Below are 20,807 nucleotides of genomic sequence, written 5' to 3' on the forward strand. Positions count from 1 at the left end.
ACTCCCAGTTTATTAGTTACGTCAATACCAACTTCTAGACCAACCCAAACTAGAAGCACGTTGGGAGCCACTTTTAGGAATAGTCGCAGGAAATATTCTAAATTCACTTAATCCCGTCGCTTCAATAATATCCTGTTGGATGTTACTAAATAGAGCGGTACTTGCCACATTTGCTAATGCTAAATTTCTGTCTGCACTGAGGGTATCAACAATATTACCTCCTAACAAACTAACTATTTGTGTTTCCGAGCGTTCTGGAGAACTGGTTAACTCTAGGTTATTTTCTAATTTTGACAGGGGTCCTTTTGCTGTTGCCATAATCTCAACTTTTCGGCTACTATTCAATGTGCCTGGTGATGGAGCATCTATTGTTTCCGCCGAAAATGCTGAACTCGATCTTGGTGCTGATGAACCACTGGTTTCAAAGGCTGATGCTAATAATTGTATATCTAGCACGGGGTCAAGTCCATTATTCGGGATAAATTTAGCTGTATTGTTATAGCTGCGGTCTAAACGTAAATCTGTACTAAATAAATTAATTGTACCTGCTTCTAAGTTAATTGTACCGCTAGGACGAATATCGCTAAGGGTGCCATTTATTTTTAAATCACCTATAGCTTGAAAATTCGCTAGCCCTGGACTAATCATTTGTAGGCTATCTGTTAAAGTTACTTGGAAATTATTCAGACCGATCTCAAATTCTCCCAAGCCAAAGCTTGCTCCATCTGTTTGATTTTCTCCAGTAGCAGCAAACTCACTAGCTAAACCTGCTGCTTCATTTAAAAATACCTTACCTTGGGATACTTCTACGTTACCACCAACGTCTGGTTGCAAACCTGCACCTGTAATTACTACTTTGCCATCAATACCAGCTTGAATAGCTTTTTGAAAGTTTACGTTAAGTTTGTTTAGGGTAATTGTCAGAGGGTTATTGATATCTGGGTCTTCGCTACTAAAAGGTTCCAATAGTGGTAAAGCACCAACAACTTCAACTACACCATCACTAATANGGATACTTCTACGTTACCACCAACGTCTGGTTGCAAACCTGCACCTGTAATTACTACTTTGCCATCAATACCAGCTTGAATAGCTTTTTGAAAGTTTACGTTAAGTTTGTTTAGGGTAATTGTCAGAGGGTTATTGATATCTGGGTCTTCGCTACTAAAAGGTTCCAATAGTGGTAAAGCACCAACAACTTCAACTACACCATCACTAATATTTCCTTGAATTTGTTCGACTTTAATGCGATCGCCATTAAATAAAACTGTCCCTCCTAAGTCTGTTAAAGCTTCAGGAAATGCTGCTGCAGTGATACTAACATCTACAAATTTGGCATATCCTTCTGCTTGTGGTTGTTGTAATGTTCCTTTTAGCTTCAACAACACATCTCCTTTACCTGAGTCTACAGTTACCTGGTCAGTCAAAATATTTACTATTTGAAAGGCATCATCTTTGACATTTACGCTAACATTAATTATATCGCTGCCTGCGGAAACTGTAGCGAAGGGTAATTCAATGGGTACGTCACCTCTATATAAAATGGGGTCTCCAATTATAGAAAGACCGCCACCAAAACGCAGTCGTCCAGCTCTGTAACTAAAATCTGTTTTGGCGTTTTCAATAGGTTTTTCGTTTAAAGTTCCATCTATTATATTGATGTCACCTATAGCTCTGGGGTCTTGATAATTTCCGCCTAATTCTGTTTCTAAATTTAACTTTCCTGTAATATTGATATTTGGCGGNTAAAATGGGGTCTCCAATTATAGAAAGACCGCCACCAAAACGCAGTCGTCCAGCTCTGTAACTAAAATCTGTTTTGGCGTTTTCAATAGGTTTTTCGTTTAAAGTTCCATCTATTATATTGATGTCACCTATAGCTCTGGGGTCTTGATAATTTCCGCCTAATTCTGTTTCTAAATTTAACTTTCCTGTAATATTGATATTTGGCGGTACATAGCTCTGAGCAAACTTTTGTATTTCTGCTAAGTCTACATTTTTGAGTTGTAATTTCCCAGTTTGATTTTCTAGGCTCAAGTCTCCATTAAAAGCTAAGGATGCTTCTCCTGCTTTTACTTCTAGGGGTTTGACTGTCAAAATATCATTTTCGTACTTACCCTGTACGAGAAAATCATCTATTTTGTAAATTCCCCAATTCCAACCAGTACCTTTGATATCAAATTTCCCATCAATACCAGACTGCAAAGATCCTTCTGCCATTACTTCTCCCGAAAAAGTGACATTTAGATCCGCAAGAGGTGGTATTGGTATGGGAGTGTTTGGTTGTTCACTTTCTTGTTGTTGTTTGAGCAACGCTTGAATTTCGGCAAACCGACGCAACTGCATAATTACAGACGTATTTTCTGGAAAACCTGCTGCTGATGTTTGTACATCTGCTGCACTAGCATAATTTGGAGTTGCTATACCTCGCCCAATATCTTCTAAGTCAAACCATTGGAGCGCAGTCAAAATATCTTGCGCTTCTCCTTTTTCTATATTGAGAGTCGCTGCAAATTTGGGGTTGGTGGGTGAATTAATATCAACCATTGCTTGCAAGACATATCGACTTTCACCTAATAACAATGTGCCGTCATTAAGATTTGCTTTCCCTTCTGCATAGTTTATATCTGCTGTGAAACTTTCAGCATCTATATAACCGATGCTCGGTTTTGTTACTTCTAAATTTCCGTTTGCTGCGATTTTGTTAATATCGAATGTTCTCAAATTAGATAGAGCTATTTTGGCAGATGTTTCTCCAGAAACTGCACCGATACCAAACTGCTCTGCTGGTGCTATACCTAATAAACCAATAGGAAATTTTTCTAATGTTACTAAAAAGTTTTCTCCTTCGGTAACTCCTGCTAGTTTTGCTTGGTCACGTTTAACTAAGAAAGCAGTGGGAAAATAGGTCTCATCTAACACTAATTCTAGGCGGTCATTATTACCAGCAATTTTAACATTTACTCCCTGAGTAATTCCAGCATTCAAAGTACCTGATAATTCTGAATCGAAATCTACTGCATTTACTGCTAAATTTCTTAAAGCTACATCACCAACTAAGTTTAAATCCGCAATAGATTCACCGATAATTTTACCATCAAAGTTGACTCTACCTGTTAATAATTCCTCGGAGGGCTTGGAGACCAAGCCCCTACGGGATAAATTTTCTGTTAACTTGTCTATTGGCAGAGATGCTAAATTAAAATCTGACAAGTTGACATTAATATTAATTCCAGAAATAGCGGGAGTTTTTTGTGCTGGAAAATCTACACCTACTACTCCATCAGCACTAACTTCTGGCGGAATAGTAACTTTTTCTATTTCTATTTGTTTCTGATTCCAACTAAATAAACCATTGAAAGATTTTTGAATAATTGGTAATTCTGAAAGTGTTAATTTTGCTTGGGCTTGAATTGCTTCTGGAGTTAAATTTGCTAGACTTCCTGATAAGTCAATCTTGCTATTAAATAATCCTCCAATTACAGGTAAATTTTCGGCTTGACCTAATAATTGTTGAGCCTGTCTAATCGCAGCAACCGCTGGTTTTGCCTCTTCTTGTTTTTCTATTGCTGCGGAAAATTGCTCCAGAGGAATTTCGTCTCCTACTACAACAGCTTGCCATTTTTGACCAACTAATTCCCCATTAATATTTACTGCTCCACCTTCAGCAAAAATTAGTTTTCCTTCTGCTTCAGCAGCTATAGCTTCTGGGTTTAAATTCTCTAAATTTCCAGCTACTTTTCCATTACCAAGAATATTCCCATTTATTGTGTCTAAAGAACTTAAAATTTCTGGGGAAACTACTCCTATTTCTTTAGCTATTTTTTTGACAAAACTTAGAGGGATAGGGTCAGCGATCGCTACTCCTTCAAAATTTCCTTTATCTAATTTACCAGTAGCATTAATTGTGTTATTTCCAATTATTAATTTTCCACTTCCATCAGCAGCAATAGCTTTAGGATTCAAATTATTTAAGTTGGCAAATATGCTGAGATTACCAAAAAGTTCTCCTTCTATTCCTGGTGGTAAAGTTGCGCTAGGGGGAATGGCAACTAAACCAGTTTTTCTGATTGTTTGTTCTAGACGACGTAAACCAATTTTGTCTGTTTCTACATCAGCAAAAAAGTTTCCTCGATTCAGTCTTCCATCAATATCAATTTCATTACCATCAATAAATATCTTACTTTTAGTATTCGCGGTTATTGCTTCTGGAGTTAAATTTGTTAAACTTCCAGACAAATTAGCATTGAAATTTACTTGACTATTTAAAGATTTAACAGTCGGAATTTGAGTTTGTATAGTTTGGATTTGATTAGGTTCTACTGGTATTAAACCTGATGTTAAAATTGACTCACCTAAATCTAAAAGAGGATTTACTGCTAATTTACTGCTATTAACTGAGGCTTGAAAATTTCCTTTATTTAATCTTCCTTCAGCGTTAATTGTTCCTCCAGCAATAATAACTTTGCCATCTCCATTAATAGTAATTCCTTCAGGAGTTAAATTATTAATATTTCCAGATACCGTCGCTCCACCTTGAACTTTTCCATCAGTATTTCTTGGTAAAATATTGCTTCTGAGAGAAACTATTCCTGTTTGTGCAAATAATTTTTCTACGGCAGTTAGAGCTATTTGATTTGTGTTAACTGTGGTTTGGAAATTTCCTCTATTTAAGTTACCTGTGGCGTTAATTGTTCCTGCTTCAATTTTCAGATTTCCGGTTAAATCTCCTGTGAGATTTTCTTTTAAAAATTCTGGGTCAAGGTTCGTTAAATTTCCTGATAAATTGACCTTGCCATTTAACAGACCGTTGAGAGATTTTACTCGTGGAATATTTGTCTTAATTATATTTAATTGTTGCTGGTCAGTGATGATTCCTGAATTTACCGCAGATAAGCCTAAATCTAGTAAAGGATTAATTGGTAATTCTTGAGTATTTACTAATGCTTGGAAACCACCATTATTAACTTTGCCACTAGCATTAATTATGCCATTTGCCAAATTAACATTCCCGTCAAAATTACCTGTTACTCCTGCCAAACTTAAATTATTTAGATTCCCAGATACAGTTCCTTCACCATTAATTCTTCCATCAGTTTGACCAGATAATATTGGATTAGGACTTATCAGAATATCTGAATTTCTGGCAATTCTTTCTAAAGAACTTAAACTGAGTTGAGTAGCTGTTCCCTTTCCTTGCCAATTACCATTATTTACTTCACCATTCAGATTAATTTGACCACCAGCAAGATTAGCTAGCCCGCTCGCATTTCCATTAATACTATTAATTGAAAATTTACTTGTCAGACCAGAAAAATTTGCTTTACCATTAACAAGACCTTCTAATCCTGATGGTAAACCCAAAGGTTGTAAAGGTTCTAAATTATCTAAATTAATTTGATTAGCAGTAGCGTTAATTTGCCAATTTTCCAAGTTAGCATTGCCATTAATATTAACCGTTCCGCCACCAATTCTGACAATAGTATTTTTAATATTTGCCTGACTATTAATAATATCAACTGCACCACTCAAAGGATAAACTGCTTTTGGTAACTGCCATTGAATTTGCCCTTTAAGAGTTTCCAACGCACCAGCAATTTTAACATCTGTGGAAAAGTCACCTATGGGAAGAGGTGAAGTAAAACCATATTGTTGAGCGATCGCCTCCACTGGTAAATTTTGCACCCGCAAGTCTAAGTCAACTATTGGGTTAAATGTCTTTTGGGGTTTGGGGGGTTGGGAGGAGAGTTGGGAAGAGGGTTTGGAGACCAAACCCCTACGAGTTTCTTCTGAATTCTGACTTCTAAATTCTGATTTCTGAATTCCGAGTAGGGACGTTGCATACAATGTTCCCACACCCTGACTTCCAACTTCTAATTTCTTACTTTTGACTTTTGACTTTTGACTTTTAACTTCCTCCGACTCCTGACTCCTGACTCCTTCTTCAATAACAACGCCACCTTTACCACTAATTTTACCTCCCACTACTGGATTAATTTGTAAGTCGGAGAAACCAGCAGTCACATCAACAAGTTGAAAATCTTGATTTAACTCAGGACTAATAGAAAACTTCGTAGCGATATCTTTAAATCTTAACCTGTCAACTCTTGTAATTTCCGTACTCTCTATTTTTCCCGACACCACTGGTTTGAGTAAACTTCCAGAAAGGTTAACATCAGTTTTTACTTCTCCTTCTACCAAAGGTCTGAATTCTTGAATTTGACTACGAATTTGTTGAAGTTGCTNAATCTTGATTTAACTCAGGACTAATAGAAAACTTCGTAGCGATATCTTTAAATCTTAACCTGTCAACTCTTGTAATTTCCGTACTCTCTATTTTTCCCGACACCACTGGTTTGAGTAAACTTCCAGAAAGGTTAACATCAGTTTTTACTTCTCCTTCTACCAAAGGTCTGAATTCTTGAATTTGACTACGAATTTGTTGAAGTTGCTTTCTCGTTTCTGCTGATGTAGTGTTATTCGAGAGTAAATTAATTTCTCTTGTCGCAGTATTAAACAGAGTGTCGAAAGTAACAGGCAAAACTTCCGCTTGCAAATCAAATTTAATATTTTCTAAGTCTAAGTTTCTTGCTGTTTCCGCTGCACCTCGAACTTTTAACCCAATGTTCCCATAGTTCGCATCCAAGTTTTCCACATTAACTCTCGGCCAAGCAATATTAGCAACCGTATTTAGGTTAACTTGGTTGCTCAGGAGATCGGTATTAGCCTTAAACTCCTGTAAGCTAACCTTTCCTCTAGCATCCTGCAAAATATCTGCAATATTTTCAGATATTTTAACCTGAGCGCGGAGGTTCGCATCTAACTCCCCACTTTCTACATATATATCGGGAATATTATCTATAGCTAATGCCAAAGGAGCAAATATTGGCAATTGCAGTTTTTTTGCTACAACATCAGCATCAATAACGGAAGTTTTAAGATTAGCATGAGCATTAACTTTAAAATTACCACCATTTAAAACCTTGCCATTAAGATTTATTAACCAACGTTCTTCTTCATCTTCAGCAAGAACTTCGCTTTTACCTAAATCTAACAAAATTGGGGTAGCAGATTTTCCCTTTTCCGAGGGCTCAATAGTAACATTTAGTTTGGGGAAACTTAGCTTTTCAATGTCAATATCTAATGGTGGAGGAGGTAACTGTGCCAATTGTGGTATGGCAAATGAACCATTAGCTTCTTGCTGTACAATTGCTTGAGATTCTCCGAATGTAATATCCAATTTTACGGTTTTGAATAAAATTGGTCCAAGAGGAAATGTAACTTTGACTACTTCTGTAGAGGCACTAATTGAATCAGTTGAGGTTGGAGGTAGGGACGAAGGACCAAATTCTATGTATCCCAGGCCAAACTTTCTCAGTTCTCCTACTTTGACTGGTCTTTGCATTAGTTTGGTTNATTGCTTGAGATTCTCCGAATGTAATATCCAATTTTACGGTTTTGAATAAAATTGGTCCAAGAGGAAATGTAACTTTGACTACTTCTGTAGAGGCACTAATTGAATCAGTTGAGGTTGGAGGTAGGGACGAAGGACCAAATTCTATGTATCCCAGGCCAAACTTTCTCAGTTCTCCTACTTTGACTGGTCTTTGCATTAGTTTGGTTAGACTGTCACTGACCATTGGAGCTAATCCTTCTTTGACCCACCAACTTACTGCTATTCCCCCTGCTACTGAGACAGTAACTAATCCCAGACCACTGATAATTATTATTCGTCTCCATTTTCTGGGGGTGGAAAGGTTGGTTTGGTCATTGGGATTTTCTGGGGTGCTTTTCATAATTAACTCAAAAGTTAAAAGCTAAAAGTTAAAAGTTTTAAATTTCTTTCAACTATAGCTGGTATAGCTCAAGTCAGAAGTAAAAAGTCAAAAGTTAAATTTTTGCTGTGACTAAATTTAACATTTTGAGAATGCCCTAACTCCCATAGTGATTGCTATAAATGCTATACTTTTGAATTTGCTTATCTGCTATCTACTATTGAATATATCTCCAAAAACAAAAATTTATCTGTAGAAATAAGCTTGTCTTAGTCGCCGGACAATTTCTCCATGAACTTCACTGCGGATACGGTTGCCACGCTGACATTGTTCCAATTTAACATTATCAACAAAAAACTTCACAGCCAGATTAACATTAGTAGTACCAAAATCAACTCCCGACGCATCTTGCATCCAAATTTTGGGAGACTGCCAGGAAGCATAAGTTTGAAATCTCTCTTCTATCCATTTCCATAACTCTTCAGTATAATCATCCAATTTTGTTTCTGAAAAACTCCGATTAGCATTAACAATTTGCTGTAATAATTTGTTCATTTTCTTTGTTAAAAAATATATTTTTCTTTCCCACTCATTGTTTGGGGAGTTGCCTTCAGAGACGTTGGGAAAGAAAACATAGAGAGTATTTTTAGTTGATTTAGCCCAAATTTTTGATAAGGCGAAAACCAATGTGAGTGCTTCCCGTATCGGGTGACTGAGACTCCCGTGCAGCCNTTTCCCACTCATTGTTTGGGGAGTTGCCTTCAGAGACGTTGGGAAAGAAAACATAGAGAGTATTTTTAGTTGATTTAGCCCAAATTTTTGATAAGGCGAAAACCAATGTGAGTGCTTCCCGTATCGGGTGACTGAGACTCCCGTGCAGCCGGACGGTATCGACTGCAATAGTTGGGCGCACAGAGGTGAGAACCACCCTTAATGACGTGTACCGCACCCTCGGCAGGTTTTTTGGGGTCAAAACTTTCGGCTTGGCTAGGACCTTCTGGGTTAACGCTATGAGCCATGTCTTTTCGTTCAACCCGATACCAGTCGGCTGTCCATTCCCAAACGTTACCTGTCATGTCATACAAACCGTAACCATTTGCCTTGAACGAACCAACAGGAGCAGTTCCCAAATAACCATCTGCTTTGGTATTGAGAAAGGGAAAAATTCCTTGCCAAGTGTTGGCTTTTTTGGCAGAATATTCTTGACCCCAGGTGTAAGTAGACTCTTTTAAACCACCTCTGGCAGCGTATTCCCATTGAGCTTCAGTGGGAAGTTGTTTTCCTGCCCATTTGGCGTAAGCTAAAGCATCTTCGTAGGCAATATGAACGACGGGATGGTTTTCTTTCCNTTGGTATTGAGAAAGGGAAAAATTCCTTGCCAAGTGTTGGCTTTTTTGGCAGAATATTCTTGACCCCAGGTGTAAGTAGACTCTTTTAAACCACCTCTGGCAGCGTATTCCCATTGAGCTTCAGTGGGAAGTTGTTTTCCTGCCCATTTGGCGTAAGCTAAAGCATCTTCGTAGGCAATATGAACGACGGGATGGTTTTCTTTCCCTTTAATATTGCTATCGGGGCCGTAGGGATGTTGCCAGTTTGCACCCACAACCCAATGCCACCAACTCAGATAAGCCACTTGTTGAATGCCTTCTGCGGGAGGTTCAAAAACAAGGGAACCAGGCGATCGCTGTTCATCAGGTAAATCAGGAAATTGTTCTTTTGATAGGGGACGTTCGGCTATGGTAACGTAACCTGTATCTTCAACAAATTTGGTAAATTCGGCGTTGGTAATTTCGTGGGAGTCAATGCAAAATGAACTGACACTAACATCTTCAACAGGTAGTTCTTCGATAAATTCTGGTTGCTCCGACCCCATTTTGAAATCTCCTCCCGAAATGAGAACCATATTTTCGGGACAAGTTGAAGAGGGTGCGGCAAACGCACTCGGACTAAAAATAGTAACAGTTAGAATAAAAACACTGAGAACAATTAGAAGTTTTTGAATATAATTTTGAGAATTATTCATCATTTGATTTGCAGAATTATTTACATCATGCCGTTTTGTTTGTAGTTGTGCTCTAGCCTGCTAAGAAGCTGTTTGAGAAGTGCTGGATGGAACCGATGAATCCTAAAAACCTAACCCCCCTGCCCCCCTTCCCTACAAGGGAATGGGGGTTAATAAGCCTCTCTCCTCGTAGGAGAGAGGTTTGGAGAGAGGTTTTTATGTATCTGGGCTAAAGCACAACTACGAGCCTAATTAATTCAAGCGAACATGATAAAGCTCTCGTAGGTTGGGTTGAGGAACGAAACCCAACACCCCATCACCAACCGTTAAAATCTAATTGGTTCAGCGAGGGAAACTAATGTTGGGTTGACCAACGGGAAACCCAACCTACACCTACTATTTGCTTGAATAACGTTTCTCAACCTGCTGAATGATTGAGTCCCAAAATTCTTCATTCCCTACTTTGATTTCAGGTTCCTCGGGAGCCAATTCATCCAGCAACTCAACCGTCAGTTTATTCAAGGTGCCAGTGAACTCGAAAGGCGTGTCATCGGCATAATCCAACGAAACAGGAGAACCCAAATCCATTCCTTTCAAAATCCGGTGCAAAAGACCGTGAAAAAACATAGATAAAACCTCATAAAAGGGGTTAACACGCATCTCAGGCTGCATCCCAAAACATAATCTGGATAGCCTTGGGATGGCCTGTAGAGTTCCGAGCTAGCGATCGGGACCCTACAGTCTTAGCTGAAAAGGAAGGCAGAAGGCAGAGGGCAGAAAGCAGAGGGAAAAGAAAGGTTGAAAGGGAAAAGATTTTTTTTAATTGAGAATGCCAACTCGCGAGTGGGAAACAACAGTATCTGTCAGTCGGGAGCGATTGATAATTTGACTAATAAACAAACCATCGTTAGGGCGAGAATTGCCTACTGTCTTTTTGTGAAAGTAAACCCATATTGATAACTATCTCTCCGTCCTGGAGAGACGAGAGACAACATTTACCTTTGGAAAACGTAAAACTTATTGGATGTATCAACCCCTAGAGACTTAAACCCAACTTCAGTAAATGAATTTATCATTTCTATTTCATCGAAAACGACTAACTTGACAAATTGACGTGCCAGTATTTTTTCCTCATTGGAAAATGTATACCACTTTGTCATGTAGTCACCTGAATGGTTGATTTCTTGAGAGTAAGTAATATCAGAAGATATTGCTTTTGAATAATTCTTGTGTTCTCCCTGAATTGAAATAATTAGTAATCCATTGTCTTCTAAGAGATTGTAGAGTTTACGCAGTAGGCTAAGATGATCTGACTTATCATCGCAGTAGCTATATAGTCGATACTGTTTATCATCTTGGTATGAAATACAGATAGCACCACCACTAGAAATGATAGATTGAAAAGACTCATTTTCTGGATAGTCTCTAATGTCTAAATTTAATAACTTGACATTGTAATCTGACAACCTACGCCGAGCCTTGACAAGCATTTCTTCAGAAAAGTCTACTCCTGTGATATCGTAATCCTGAACTTTCAGCATTTGTTCAGTAAGTAAACCAGTTCCGACACCCACATCCAGGATTTTTGTTCGGGTTTCTAAGATAAGTGCCAGTGAGTTAACAAAGGCTTCATAATCGTAATAACCTGCTTCCATCAATAAATCATAGAATTGAGCAAGTTCTATGTATTCATTCTGCTTTCTAATAGTATTTGAAGACGCTTGATTCATAGTTGACATATTTTTGTTAGTCCTAGTTTGTAAGGTTTATTCTTCCGAGTAATTAGGGTGAGCAATGCTCACCCAATTGGGTCACTCAATCAGCCCCATCGAGACTAAATTCATTAGCTACTTAGGCATTCGATTCGGCTGTTGGATGACCTGGGTTTTTCCTACCTCATGGGTAAGTCCTGTGAATAGCGATCGCTATTTGGTTGAGTAATGTTTCTCAACCTGCTGAATGATTATGTCCCAGAAGTCTTCATTACTCATATCTTCCGAAGCTTGGTAGGGCTCCATTGGCAAGCCCAATTCGACTTCAACCTTGTNCCACTTGGGTCGCTCAAACTGCCCGATCGAGACTAAATTCATGATCTACTTAGGCTTTGGATTCGGCGGTGTGATGGCCTGGGTTTTTCCTACCTCATGGGTAAGTCCTGTGAATAGCGATCGCTATTTGGTTGAGTAATGTTTCTCAACCTGCTGAATGATTATGTCCCAGAAGTCTTCATTACTCATATCTTCCGAAGCTTGGTAGGGCTCCATTGGCAAGCCCAATTCGACTTCAACCTTGTTGATAGTTCCGTCGAACTCAAAAGGAGCGCGATCGGCATAGTCTAACGAAACTGGTGCGCCCATATCGATGCCGACATCGAAGGTTTCACTAGCAGTGAAGGCTCCGGGGACGACTTGCTCGATAGTGATTGGGTCAGCGACTTCTGAACCATCCACTTTTATAACCACTCCACCTGGGGAATCGGGACTCTCGATGGTTGTTTCTACTTCAATGATGTGATGACCAGCAGCGATCGGTTCGGGTGATGCAGCCTTATAACGATCGAGGAGCAGCATATTGTACTCATACTTAAGCAGTCCGTTATCCATAAACAGACTCACACCGCCACCGGAACCTCCCAAGGCATAGAGAACGCCGGAAGCATTTTCATCCAGATCGACATCGATGGTAACCACGTTGCTCTCGCGACCTAGACCCGGTGCAGTGAATTCAGGCATACGAGTTGTGCTTTCATCAAATGTCCAGCTAGTATAGGGCGTCGATATCCGGTCTTCGGGATGAATGCGGGTCCACAGGCCGCCCCCAATGGGGAATGCCGAGTTATCTTCTGCTTCTGCCAAGAACATTTGTTTCATCGTCTCCAAACGCTCCGGCTCCTGAGCTGCCAGATCGTGCATTTGAGTGAAGTCGTCGGTAATGTGATACAGTTCCCAAACGTCCTTAGTGGCATCCCAATTCTCTAACTGGCCTCGTTCAGGTGTTTTCCAGGGGATCTGAGGACCGAAGGTGCAGGCATACCAGCCATCCTTATAGATGCCTCGGCTGCCGCTGTTCTCGAAATATTGAACGTTCTTTTGACCCTCTGCGTTGGCATCGTTGAAGGTGTACTTCATGCTGATCCCATCGATGGGATCTTGCTGGAAGCCGTAAACCTCTTCAGGCGGCGTAATGCCCAGGATATCGTAGATAGTTGGAGCGATATCGTTGACATGGTGGAACTGAGACCGGATGGTTTTCTTGTCGGTGATGCCATCGGGCCAGGAGATCACCATCGGGTTGCGGGTACCACCGAAGTGGGAAGCAACTAGCTTGGTATAACGGAAGGGGGCATCCCCTGCCCAGGCCCAAGCGGCGTGGTAAGCGTTTTCAGTTTTTCGGGTTCCCAAGGCATCAAGTCCGCCTAGTTCGTCGAGAGCCTCAAGTTGCTGCTCGATAGTATTGGGAATTTGGTTCTGGGCAAGCATTTCGCTGATACTGCCCTCCAGACCTGAGGCACTGGCTCCGTTGTCACCAAAAATATAAAAGACGAGGGTATTGTCGCGAATGCCCAGATTTTCGAGTTCCGAGATCACCTTACCCGCCTGGGTATCCACATGTTCGAGAAACCCTGCATAGACCTCCATCAACCGCCGTTGGAAGTCAAGTTCCGACTCGGGAATATCATCCCATGCTTGCATGTCATCAGGCCGAGGAGTTAGCTCGGCATCTGCTGGAATCCAGCCCATAGCTTTCTGGTTGTTAAAAACCCGCTTTTGGTACTCGTCCCAGCCGTCATCGAATTTGCCCTGATATTTATCTGCCCATTCCTTAAAGACGTGGTGAGGACCGTGGGCTGCCCCTGGTGCCCAGTACATCAAGAAGGGTTTGTCGGGAGAATAGGAACGGGGGTGGCGCATCCAGGCGATCGCCTTATNTTCCGACTCGGGAATATCATCCCATGCTTGCATGTCATCAGGCCGAGGAGTTAGCTCGGCATCTGCTGGAATCCAGCCCATAGCTTTCTGGTTGTTAAAAACCCGCTTTTGGTACTCGTCCCAGCCGTCATCGAATTTGCCCTGATATTTATCTGCCCATTCCTTAAAGACGTGGTGAGGACCGTGGGCTGCCCCTGGTGCCCAGTACATCAAGAAGGGTTTGTCGGGAGAATAGGAACGGTGGTGGCGCATCCAGGCGATCGCCTTATCCGCCATGTCTTCGCTGAGGTGGTAAGTATCGTCGTGGGGCGGCTCTATGGGGTTGAGGTTCTCATAGAGGCGCGGCTCGTACTGAGAGGTTTCACCCGCCAGGAAGCCGTAGAAATAGTCGAAGCCATACCCGGTCGGCCAGCGATCGAAGGGGCCCATTGCTGTGGTCTCGTTGGCTGGCGTATTGTGCCATTTGCCAAAAGCAGAGGTTTTGTAGCCATATTCGCTCAAAACTTCCGCGACCGTGGCAGTGGTATTGGGAATAACCCCCAGGTAACCATCCCAGTCCAGTGCCCGTTCTGTAATCGTCCCTGATTGAGCCCGGTGGTGATTGCGCCCCGTTAAGAGAGCAGCGCGGGTGGGCGAGCAGATGGCAGTAGTGTGAAAGGTGTTATAGGCAATCCCATCATCCCACAGACGGCTTAGGGTCGGCGTGTGGATCTCGCCACCAAAGGTGTCAGCCTGCCCGAAGCCCACATCATCCAGCATGATAATGAGGATGTTGGGCGCATCTTCGGGTAGATAGTTCGGTTCCTCGCGCCGGATCATGGTGGACTCTTGCAAAGTCGGTCCGGCGACGCTGGCTGATGGCACTGGCGGGAATGGCAGCGCCGAGCCATCGACAGTTTGTGCCAATACAGGGGGAGTAATACTTCCCAATAGGAGGGAGGTGGCGATCGCGATCGCCACTACTCCTTTCAAAATCCGGTTCAAAAAACCGTTAAAAAACATTGATAAAACCTCATAAAAAGGGTTAACACGCATCTCAGGCCACATTCCAAAACACAATCTGGCCTTGGGATGTTATGTAGAGTCCCGATCGCTAGATTGGAACCCTATCACCTGGACTGAATTGGACTTATTGAAATTTGTTAATCGAAAATTGAATTAGGATATCTCATACCCACTCCGTAGGACAACAGAGTAATCCAAAGACTTGAAGATTACTTTAATGGAACTGAGCTTGATTGATACAAATGTTTGGCTTGATCGCTTGAATGACTAATTTGCTTGTTTTGGGTTAGGCGATCGCCTCTAGTTAGGGAGCGTTCAGCTCCGCTGGTGTCAGAGGCAATCGCCCACTCGCTGGACTTACACTCAATCAATAGGTTGGGAAATTTCCCAACCCATTGTCAGATGCCAAGGTAGATTTACTTCATCTACTTAGTTGAATAACGTTTCTCAACTTGCTGAATGATTGTCTCCCAAAAATCTTCTTGAGCCACATTTTCAACAGGTTGGGCAGGCAAGGGGGTGGGTTTGTGCGGCCATGGCAATACAGGTATTTGGTCTAGCGGACCACCATCATCTACATCAAAATCGGGATCGAAGACGGGTGTCCCCTGAGCATCTAAGAACTCAGGCTGGGCTTTGAGAAACTCGCTGAATTTCTGCTCCTCTGCGTAGGCAACAAGCCGCGCTTCGAGATATTCCACGATATCTGGATGCAGCCAGGCAACGTTAACCTGTTCTTCCTTGTCCTGAGATAGATCGAATAGCTCGGTCTTACCAGGAAAAGTTGCGTACTTGATCAGCTTCCAATTGCCTCTGCGGATAGCCCCGCGAAAGCTCTCGACGTTGATCAAAATCTCCTCATGGGGTGAGATAGCCCCTTCAGCAAGGGTCGCCCATGCGTCTTTCCCGTCAAAAGGATGATCGGCACTGCCCTCAGCCCCGGCAAGAGNATGGGGTGAGATAGCCCCTTCAGCAAGGGTCGCCCATGCGTCTTTCCCGTCAAAAGGATGATCGGCACTGCCCTCAGCCCCGGCAAGAGCTAGCAGGGTAGGCATGATATCTACATGATGTAGAGGTTCGTCCACTACTGCTGGCTGGAGTTTGCCTGGCCAGTTGACGATGGCAGGTAAACGCACTCCCCCCTCATAAAGGGTCGTCTTGCCACTTCGGAAAGGCTCGTTAGAACCTGGCGGATGGTCTGGAATATGGGCCCCCGGTGCGTAAAATACGTCTGGTCTTACTCCGCTGCCACCATTGTCGGTAGAGAAGAATATCAGCGTATTCTCGCGCATACCTTCCTCTTCGAGAGCCTGAAGCATACGACCGATCTGGGTGTCCAGACTGGTAATCATAGCTGCGTAAGTGCGCTTCTCCTCATCCTTCTTCTCATCACCCGGAAACACATCCTTATAAGCATCGATCTCTTCTTGGGGAGCCTGTAATGCAGTGTGGACTGCCAAGGGAGAGAAATAGAGAAAAAACGGTTTCGACTGGTCGTGTTGATGGATTAGCTTTACCGCTTCGTCCCCAACCAACTCTGTGTAGTAGCCATTTTCAGGGGCTTCTTCAGTGTTTAATTTTTCACCGTTGCGCTGCCAGTCGATTTCACCTTCACGCTCCTTGGTAAAATAATCTACCTCACCCAGGACGTTGCCATAGAAGTAGTCAAAGCCGCGATTCTGAGGCCAATAATCCGTAGAAGCATGGCCGAGGTGCCATTTGCCGACCATTGCCGTTTCGTAATCAGCTTTTTTGAGAGCTTGGGGCAGAGTAACCTCATCCGTGGGCAATCCGTACTTATGTCCGTCGAAGATAACAAGAGTCTGCAAGCCGTAGCGCATGGGGTAACGCCCTGTCAACAGTGCTGCTCTTGCTGGAGTGCATACGGGCAAACCATAGTATGATTCCAAGCGCACACCTGTGTTAGCAAGCTGGTCAATATTAGGTGTCCGGATCTGGCTGCCACGATAACCTAGATCGGCATTACCCAGGTCATCTGCCAAAATCACAATGATATTAGGCTTGGTGACTGGGGTCTCGGCCAGAGCATTGGGGGACAAAAGGAGGCAAGGTCATCATGGCCAGAGCCATGACNGCAAGCCGTAGCGCATGGGGTAACGCCCTGTCAACAGTGCTGCTCTTGCTGGAGTGCATACGGGCAAACCATAGTATGATTCCAAGCGCACACCTGTGTTAGCAAGCTGGTCAATATTAGGTGTCCGGATCTGGCTGCCACGATAACCTAGATCGGCATTACCCAGGTCATCTGCCAAAATCACAATGATATTAGGCTTGGTGACTGGGGTCTCGGCCAGAGCATTGGGGACAAAAGGAGGCAAGGTCATCATGGCCAGAGCCATGACTGCCAAAATAAAACGTCGTAAAATCCAGTTCACAGTGATTTTAAATCCCATAGATAAAATCTAATTGTTGTTTGAATTGAAAAAAAGCAGAACATCTTTGAAGTTGATAGAGCGATCGCCTGACTATACCTCCAGGCGAAACTCAAAACTCTATTGAGAATGCAAACTCGTGAGTGCGATACACCAGTATCTGTCAGTCGGAAGCAATTGATAATTTGAGTTAGCCCAAATTTTTGATAATTTTTAGCAACTTCTTCCTCTCAGGGTCGATCGGTGTACTGAATTTCCGAATATGCAGATTTCTTCTGCTAGTGCTAAGGATGGCATTGGGGGTATTGACATCCTCTCAGGGCCATACCCACTCCGTAGCACAACAGAGTAATCCAAAGACCTCAAAGTTACTTTAGTGGTAATCTATCTCTGTGGATAATCAAAAATTATAACTTTCTCAGCTATACAAATTAAATAACTAAGTTTAAGTTCACATTAGTTTTGCTTATAGCTTGTTTGATTATTTTTTTTGATGGAGTGGTGTAAAAGTTAAGTTGATAGATGAAGATAAACAATAGTAAAATTGCCCAAGCTCAAGATGCTCCTGGGATAAGCAATCAGAAGATTCTCTCGAAATCATTTACAGATGTGGATGTTTTCAAAGAGTTTTTTGCCTATCGAGAGATAGAAATAATACAACTCAGTCCCGGTTCTCTTCAAGCTGAGGTTTTGTCAATTCAGGTTGGTGACATATATTTCCTATATAATCAGGTGAACCAAGGGCTTCAAACTTGGGGTCAGCCTGCAAAGGGATGCATCTCTTTTTCGGTACTTTGGTCTGAGAATGAAAAAGAATATTACTCCTTGCGTCATCCTATCAAGCCTCAAAGAACTGTTTTTGGTTTCAATAACACTGAAGCAGACGGAGTATATCCTCAAGGTGGAGCGTTGACACAAATTTTAATACCTCTTAAAACTTTTGATGCTTATGCAGACAAACTACAACGCCACGATATAGACGATAATTTCCGGAGAAAAAATCATGTGAATTTGCTCCCAACTGGGATCAAAGAAATTAAAGATTACCTGAAACAACTGATTTGGTTAGCAGTACACAAACCGACTTTGTTTCAAAACCCTCATATTGAGAAACTGGTTGCTGATGATTTAGTTCCTTTGTTGATTAGTCAGATTCCCATTAAGTTAAATTCTAAGTCTTTCCCCAAACCTTCCCGAAGAGCAAAGTTGATTGCTCAAGCAGAGCAAAAAATGTTAGCACACTTGGAAACACCTCTGACTTTAAAACAATTAGCTGAAAATTTAGGGTCTAGCAGTTGTGCGTTATCTTTTGGTTTTAAAGACTTATTTGGTCTGAGTCCCATGCGTTATCTCAAGGTGCGACGACTCAATGCAGTGCGACAACACCTGAAAGCAAGGGAACCAGAAAATTGTACCATCGCCATCCTCGCCAGTGAATTTGGGTTTTACAGTCCATGTCATTTTACTAAAGATTACAAAGCCATGTTTGGGGAGTTGCCTTCAGAGACGTTGTTAAATAATTGATAATTGATAATGGATAATTGATAATTACCTCTCCCTAAAACGGATAGGATTGAATAAAAGGAAAANGGGTTTTACAGTCCATGTCATTTTACTAAAGATTACAAAGCCATGTTTGGGGAGTTGCCTTCAGAGACGTTGTTAAATAATTGATAATTGATAATGGATAATTGATAATTACCTCTCCCTAAAACGGATAGGATTGAATAAAAGGAAATTTTTTTTTGTTTCTCCTATGGGGAGAGGCTTTATACCTTGATTTTTCGGTAAAGAAGACATAGGAGGCGATCGCTAATATTGTTCACTAGACATAGCAATCCTAAATAGGTTGTAATATAGAATCCGGTTGAACAGTTGTCATTGCGAGGATAGGAAGCAATCTCATTGATTTGGGAGATTGCGTCCTTCCACTCCGTTACAGTCGCAATGACGCAGGCTATAGTAATTATCCGGATTCTATATCATATAAAATCCTGCTGAAAAGTTGAAAAGTGCTTATTCCAGGATAGAAAGCAATCTCGCGTACTTATGAAATTGCTTCCTTCCAATTCTTTTCAGTCGCAATGACTTACAATCTAATCATCTTGATTTGATATCAAATCTTTTCATCTAAATGCTACAATGCCAACAAAATCTCCATCTCATTCGTCAACCCATCCGACCAACTTGCTGTCACTCCAATACCACGAATGGAATCCAAAATAGCCTTTACCTCCGATGGCATCACCGCATTTACAAACGGATAACGATTCACCCAAACCATCGCCCGCTCCATATCCAAATACAAATACCCCTGATTCGACTTTGGCAAAGACCCCAGAATTTCTTCAAAACCTTCACTATCAATCAAACCATCATCAGGAATATTTATCATTACGTCTATTAAAGGTTTTCCCAGCCCCACCAACAAAGTATTATCATCCAACCACCCATATCCAAAAAATGTACCAATACCAACCATCTGCCATTCCGTCAATGACTGCACTCCCATCTGTTTCTCCTTAACCGCCACACCCCCATTTTTAATCGCCATCTGATTTAACTTTTTCAACGTTACCTCAGCAGCAGAGCGATCGCTCGTCTCGAAAACCATCGCTCCACCGACTCCAGTTGTGGCTAATATTCCTTGATTTGATGTAATCAAACCAAGAGCAAATTCTCCATCCATCCAACTAAACACTTCTTTATCCACATCTAAATCTACTTCCTCAAAAGTCTTCCTCACCATATCCAAACCATTCTGCAAATCTTCATTTTCCTCTGCTTGAGTCACAAGTTGCGACCAACTTTGACTAATACCCATGCCACTGATAAACATTATTGTCTCCGCTGGAAACCGTTGCAAAATTTCACCCGATACAGATTGAGTTAACTCTGGAGACAATGGAGAAACCAACTTAGTAACTGCTCGCAACCGTACACCCGCATCATCAACTCCTATTCCCATCACCATCGAATCTATTTGCTCAAACTGCTCTAAACTAGCAGCAGATAACTTTTGATCCTCCGGCAAATCATCTGCAAATTCTGTGACAAACTGACTATAGTTAGGAATAAAAATAGTAGCAATAGCATTCTCAACCCCCACATTCTGCTGTAAAGTTTCAGTAGCATTTTTACTCATAGAAACACTTTTACCCTGAAAGGTATCAATAGCATCTTCCACTGCTGCTGCTATAGGAGCGATCGCTAAATAATCTCCCAAAATTGCTAAATTAAAAGTTTTCCCAGTATCGTCAGTAACTTCTCGAATAGTCACCCCCTGATATTCTCTCTTTATTACCTTGCTCTCATCTTCCCCTTTCAACTTACTCACAAATCTCAAAGCTTCTAATTTATTTTTAATTCCCACTACCATCAAAATATTTACAGGATCGGTATTTTGCCCCTCTTCAGCNCTGTTAAGTTTCAGTATCATTTTTACTCATAGAAACTCTTTGACCCTGAAAGGTATCAATAGCATCTTCCACTGCTGCTGCTATAGGAGCGATCGCTAAATAATCTCCCAAAATTGCTAAATTAAAAGTTTTCCCAGTATCGTCAGTAACTTCTCGAATAGTCACCCCCTGATATTCTCTCTTTATTACCTTGCTCTCATCTTCCCCTTTCAACTTACTCACAAATCTCAAAGCTTCTAATTTATTTTTAATTCCCACTACCATCAAAATATTTACAGGATCGG

At 41.6% G+C, this 20,807-nt stretch carries 8 protein-coding genes and 6 pseudogenes; 1 reads left to right on the plus strand and 13 read right to left on the minus strand.

Annotated elements, in window-relative coordinates; genetic code table 11:
- Positions 1–21: 21 nt before the first annotated feature.
- The 11 genes and pseudogenes from AFK68_RS47430 to AFK68_RS47465 form a co-directional block, all read right to left on the minus strand.
- Entirely contained in the window at positions 22–966 is a 945-nt protein-coding gene (locus AFK68_RS47430; RefSeq protein ID WP_168186761.1) for a translocation/assembly module TamB domain-containing protein, read from the minus strand.
- A 44-nt stretch (positions 967–1,010) separates the two neighbouring features.
- Positions 1,011–1,388, minus strand: a pseudogene (locus AFK68_RS47435) (translocation/assembly module TamB domain-containing protein); the annotation flags it as partial.
- A 4,858-nt stretch (positions 1,389–6,246) separates the two neighbouring features.
- A pseudogene (locus AFK68_RS47440) lies at positions 6,247–7,405 on the minus strand (DUF748 domain-containing protein); the annotation flags it as partial.
- Positions 7,406–8,581: 1,176 nt separating this feature from the next.
- Positions 8,582–9,097, minus strand: a complete 516-nt coding sequence (locus AFK68_RS47445; protein WP_371357668.1) for a formylglycine-generating enzyme family protein — start codon at positions 9,095–9,097, stop codon at positions 8,582–8,584.
- A gap of 27 nt (positions 9,098–9,124) precedes the next feature.
- A pseudogene (locus AFK68_RS33315) lies at positions 9,125–9,801 on the minus strand (SUMF1/EgtB/PvdO family nonheme iron enzyme); the annotation flags it as partial.
- Between the two features lie 372 nt (positions 9,802–10,173).
- Positions 10,174–10,404 carry a hypothetical protein gene (locus AFK68_RS33320; protein ID WP_143438576.1) on the minus strand — a complete coding sequence of 77 codons (231 nt, stop codon included), beginning with the start codon at positions 10,402–10,404 and terminating at the stop codon, positions 10,174–10,176.
- 368 nt (positions 10,405–10,772) lie between these two features.
- Positions 10,773–11,516 carry a class I SAM-dependent methyltransferase gene (locus AFK68_RS33325; RefSeq protein ID WP_094678608.1) on the minus strand — a complete coding sequence of 248 codons (744 nt, stop codon included), beginning with the start codon at positions 11,514–11,516 and terminating at the stop codon, positions 10,773–10,775.
- A 432-nt stretch (positions 11,517–11,948) separates the two neighbouring features.
- Positions 11,949–13,688 carry a sulfatase-like hydrolase/transferase gene (locus AFK68_RS47450; protein ID WP_371357669.1) on the minus strand — a complete coding sequence of 580 codons (1,740 nt, stop codon included), beginning with the start codon at positions 13,686–13,688 and terminating at the stop codon, positions 11,949–11,951.
- A gap of 18 nt (positions 13,689–13,706) precedes the next feature.
- A pseudogene (locus tag AFK68_RS47455) lies at positions 13,707–14,753 on the minus strand (sulfatase-like hydrolase/transferase); the annotation flags it as partial.
- A 908-nt stretch (positions 14,754–15,661) separates the two neighbouring features.
- Positions 15,662–16,720: pseudogene (locus AFK68_RS47460) on the minus strand (arylsulfatase); the annotation flags it as partial.
- A gap of 86 nt (positions 16,721–16,806) precedes the next feature.
- Positions 16,807–17,125 (minus strand): annotated as a pseudogene (locus AFK68_RS47465) (sulfatase-like hydrolase/transferase); the annotation flags it as partial.
- Between the two features lie 501 nt (positions 17,126–17,626).
- On the opposite strand from AFK68_RS47465, the gene AFK68_RS33345 reads away from it, so the two are divergent.
- Positions 17,627–18,628 carry an AraC family transcriptional regulator gene (locus tag AFK68_RS33345; protein WP_094678612.1) on the plus strand — a complete coding sequence of 334 codons (1,002 nt, stop codon included), beginning with the start codon at positions 17,627–17,629 and terminating at the stop codon, positions 18,626–18,628.
- A gap of 613 nt (positions 18,629–19,241) precedes the next feature.
- Here AFK68_RS33345 and AFK68_RS33350 read toward each other — a convergent pair.
- Together AFK68_RS33350 and AFK68_RS33355 are read right to left on the minus strand one after the other, a co-directional pair.
- The coding region (locus AFK68_RS33350; protein WP_210407754.1) for a DUF3352 domain-containing protein at positions 19,242–20,522 on the minus strand (1,281 nt) is incomplete at its 5' end.
- A 4-nt stretch (positions 20,523–20,526) separates the two neighbouring features.
- A partial coding sequence (locus tag AFK68_RS33355) for a DUF3352 domain-containing protein (RefSeq protein ID WP_143438577.1) occupies positions 20,527–20,807 on the minus strand: 281 nt, incomplete at its 5' end.

It is taken from the genome of Hydrocoleum sp. CS-953 (assembly GCF_002260545.1).
In the GTDB taxonomy this organism is placed as follows: Bacteria; Cyanobacteriota; Cyanobacteriia; order Cyanobacteriales; family Microcoleaceae; genus Trichodesmium.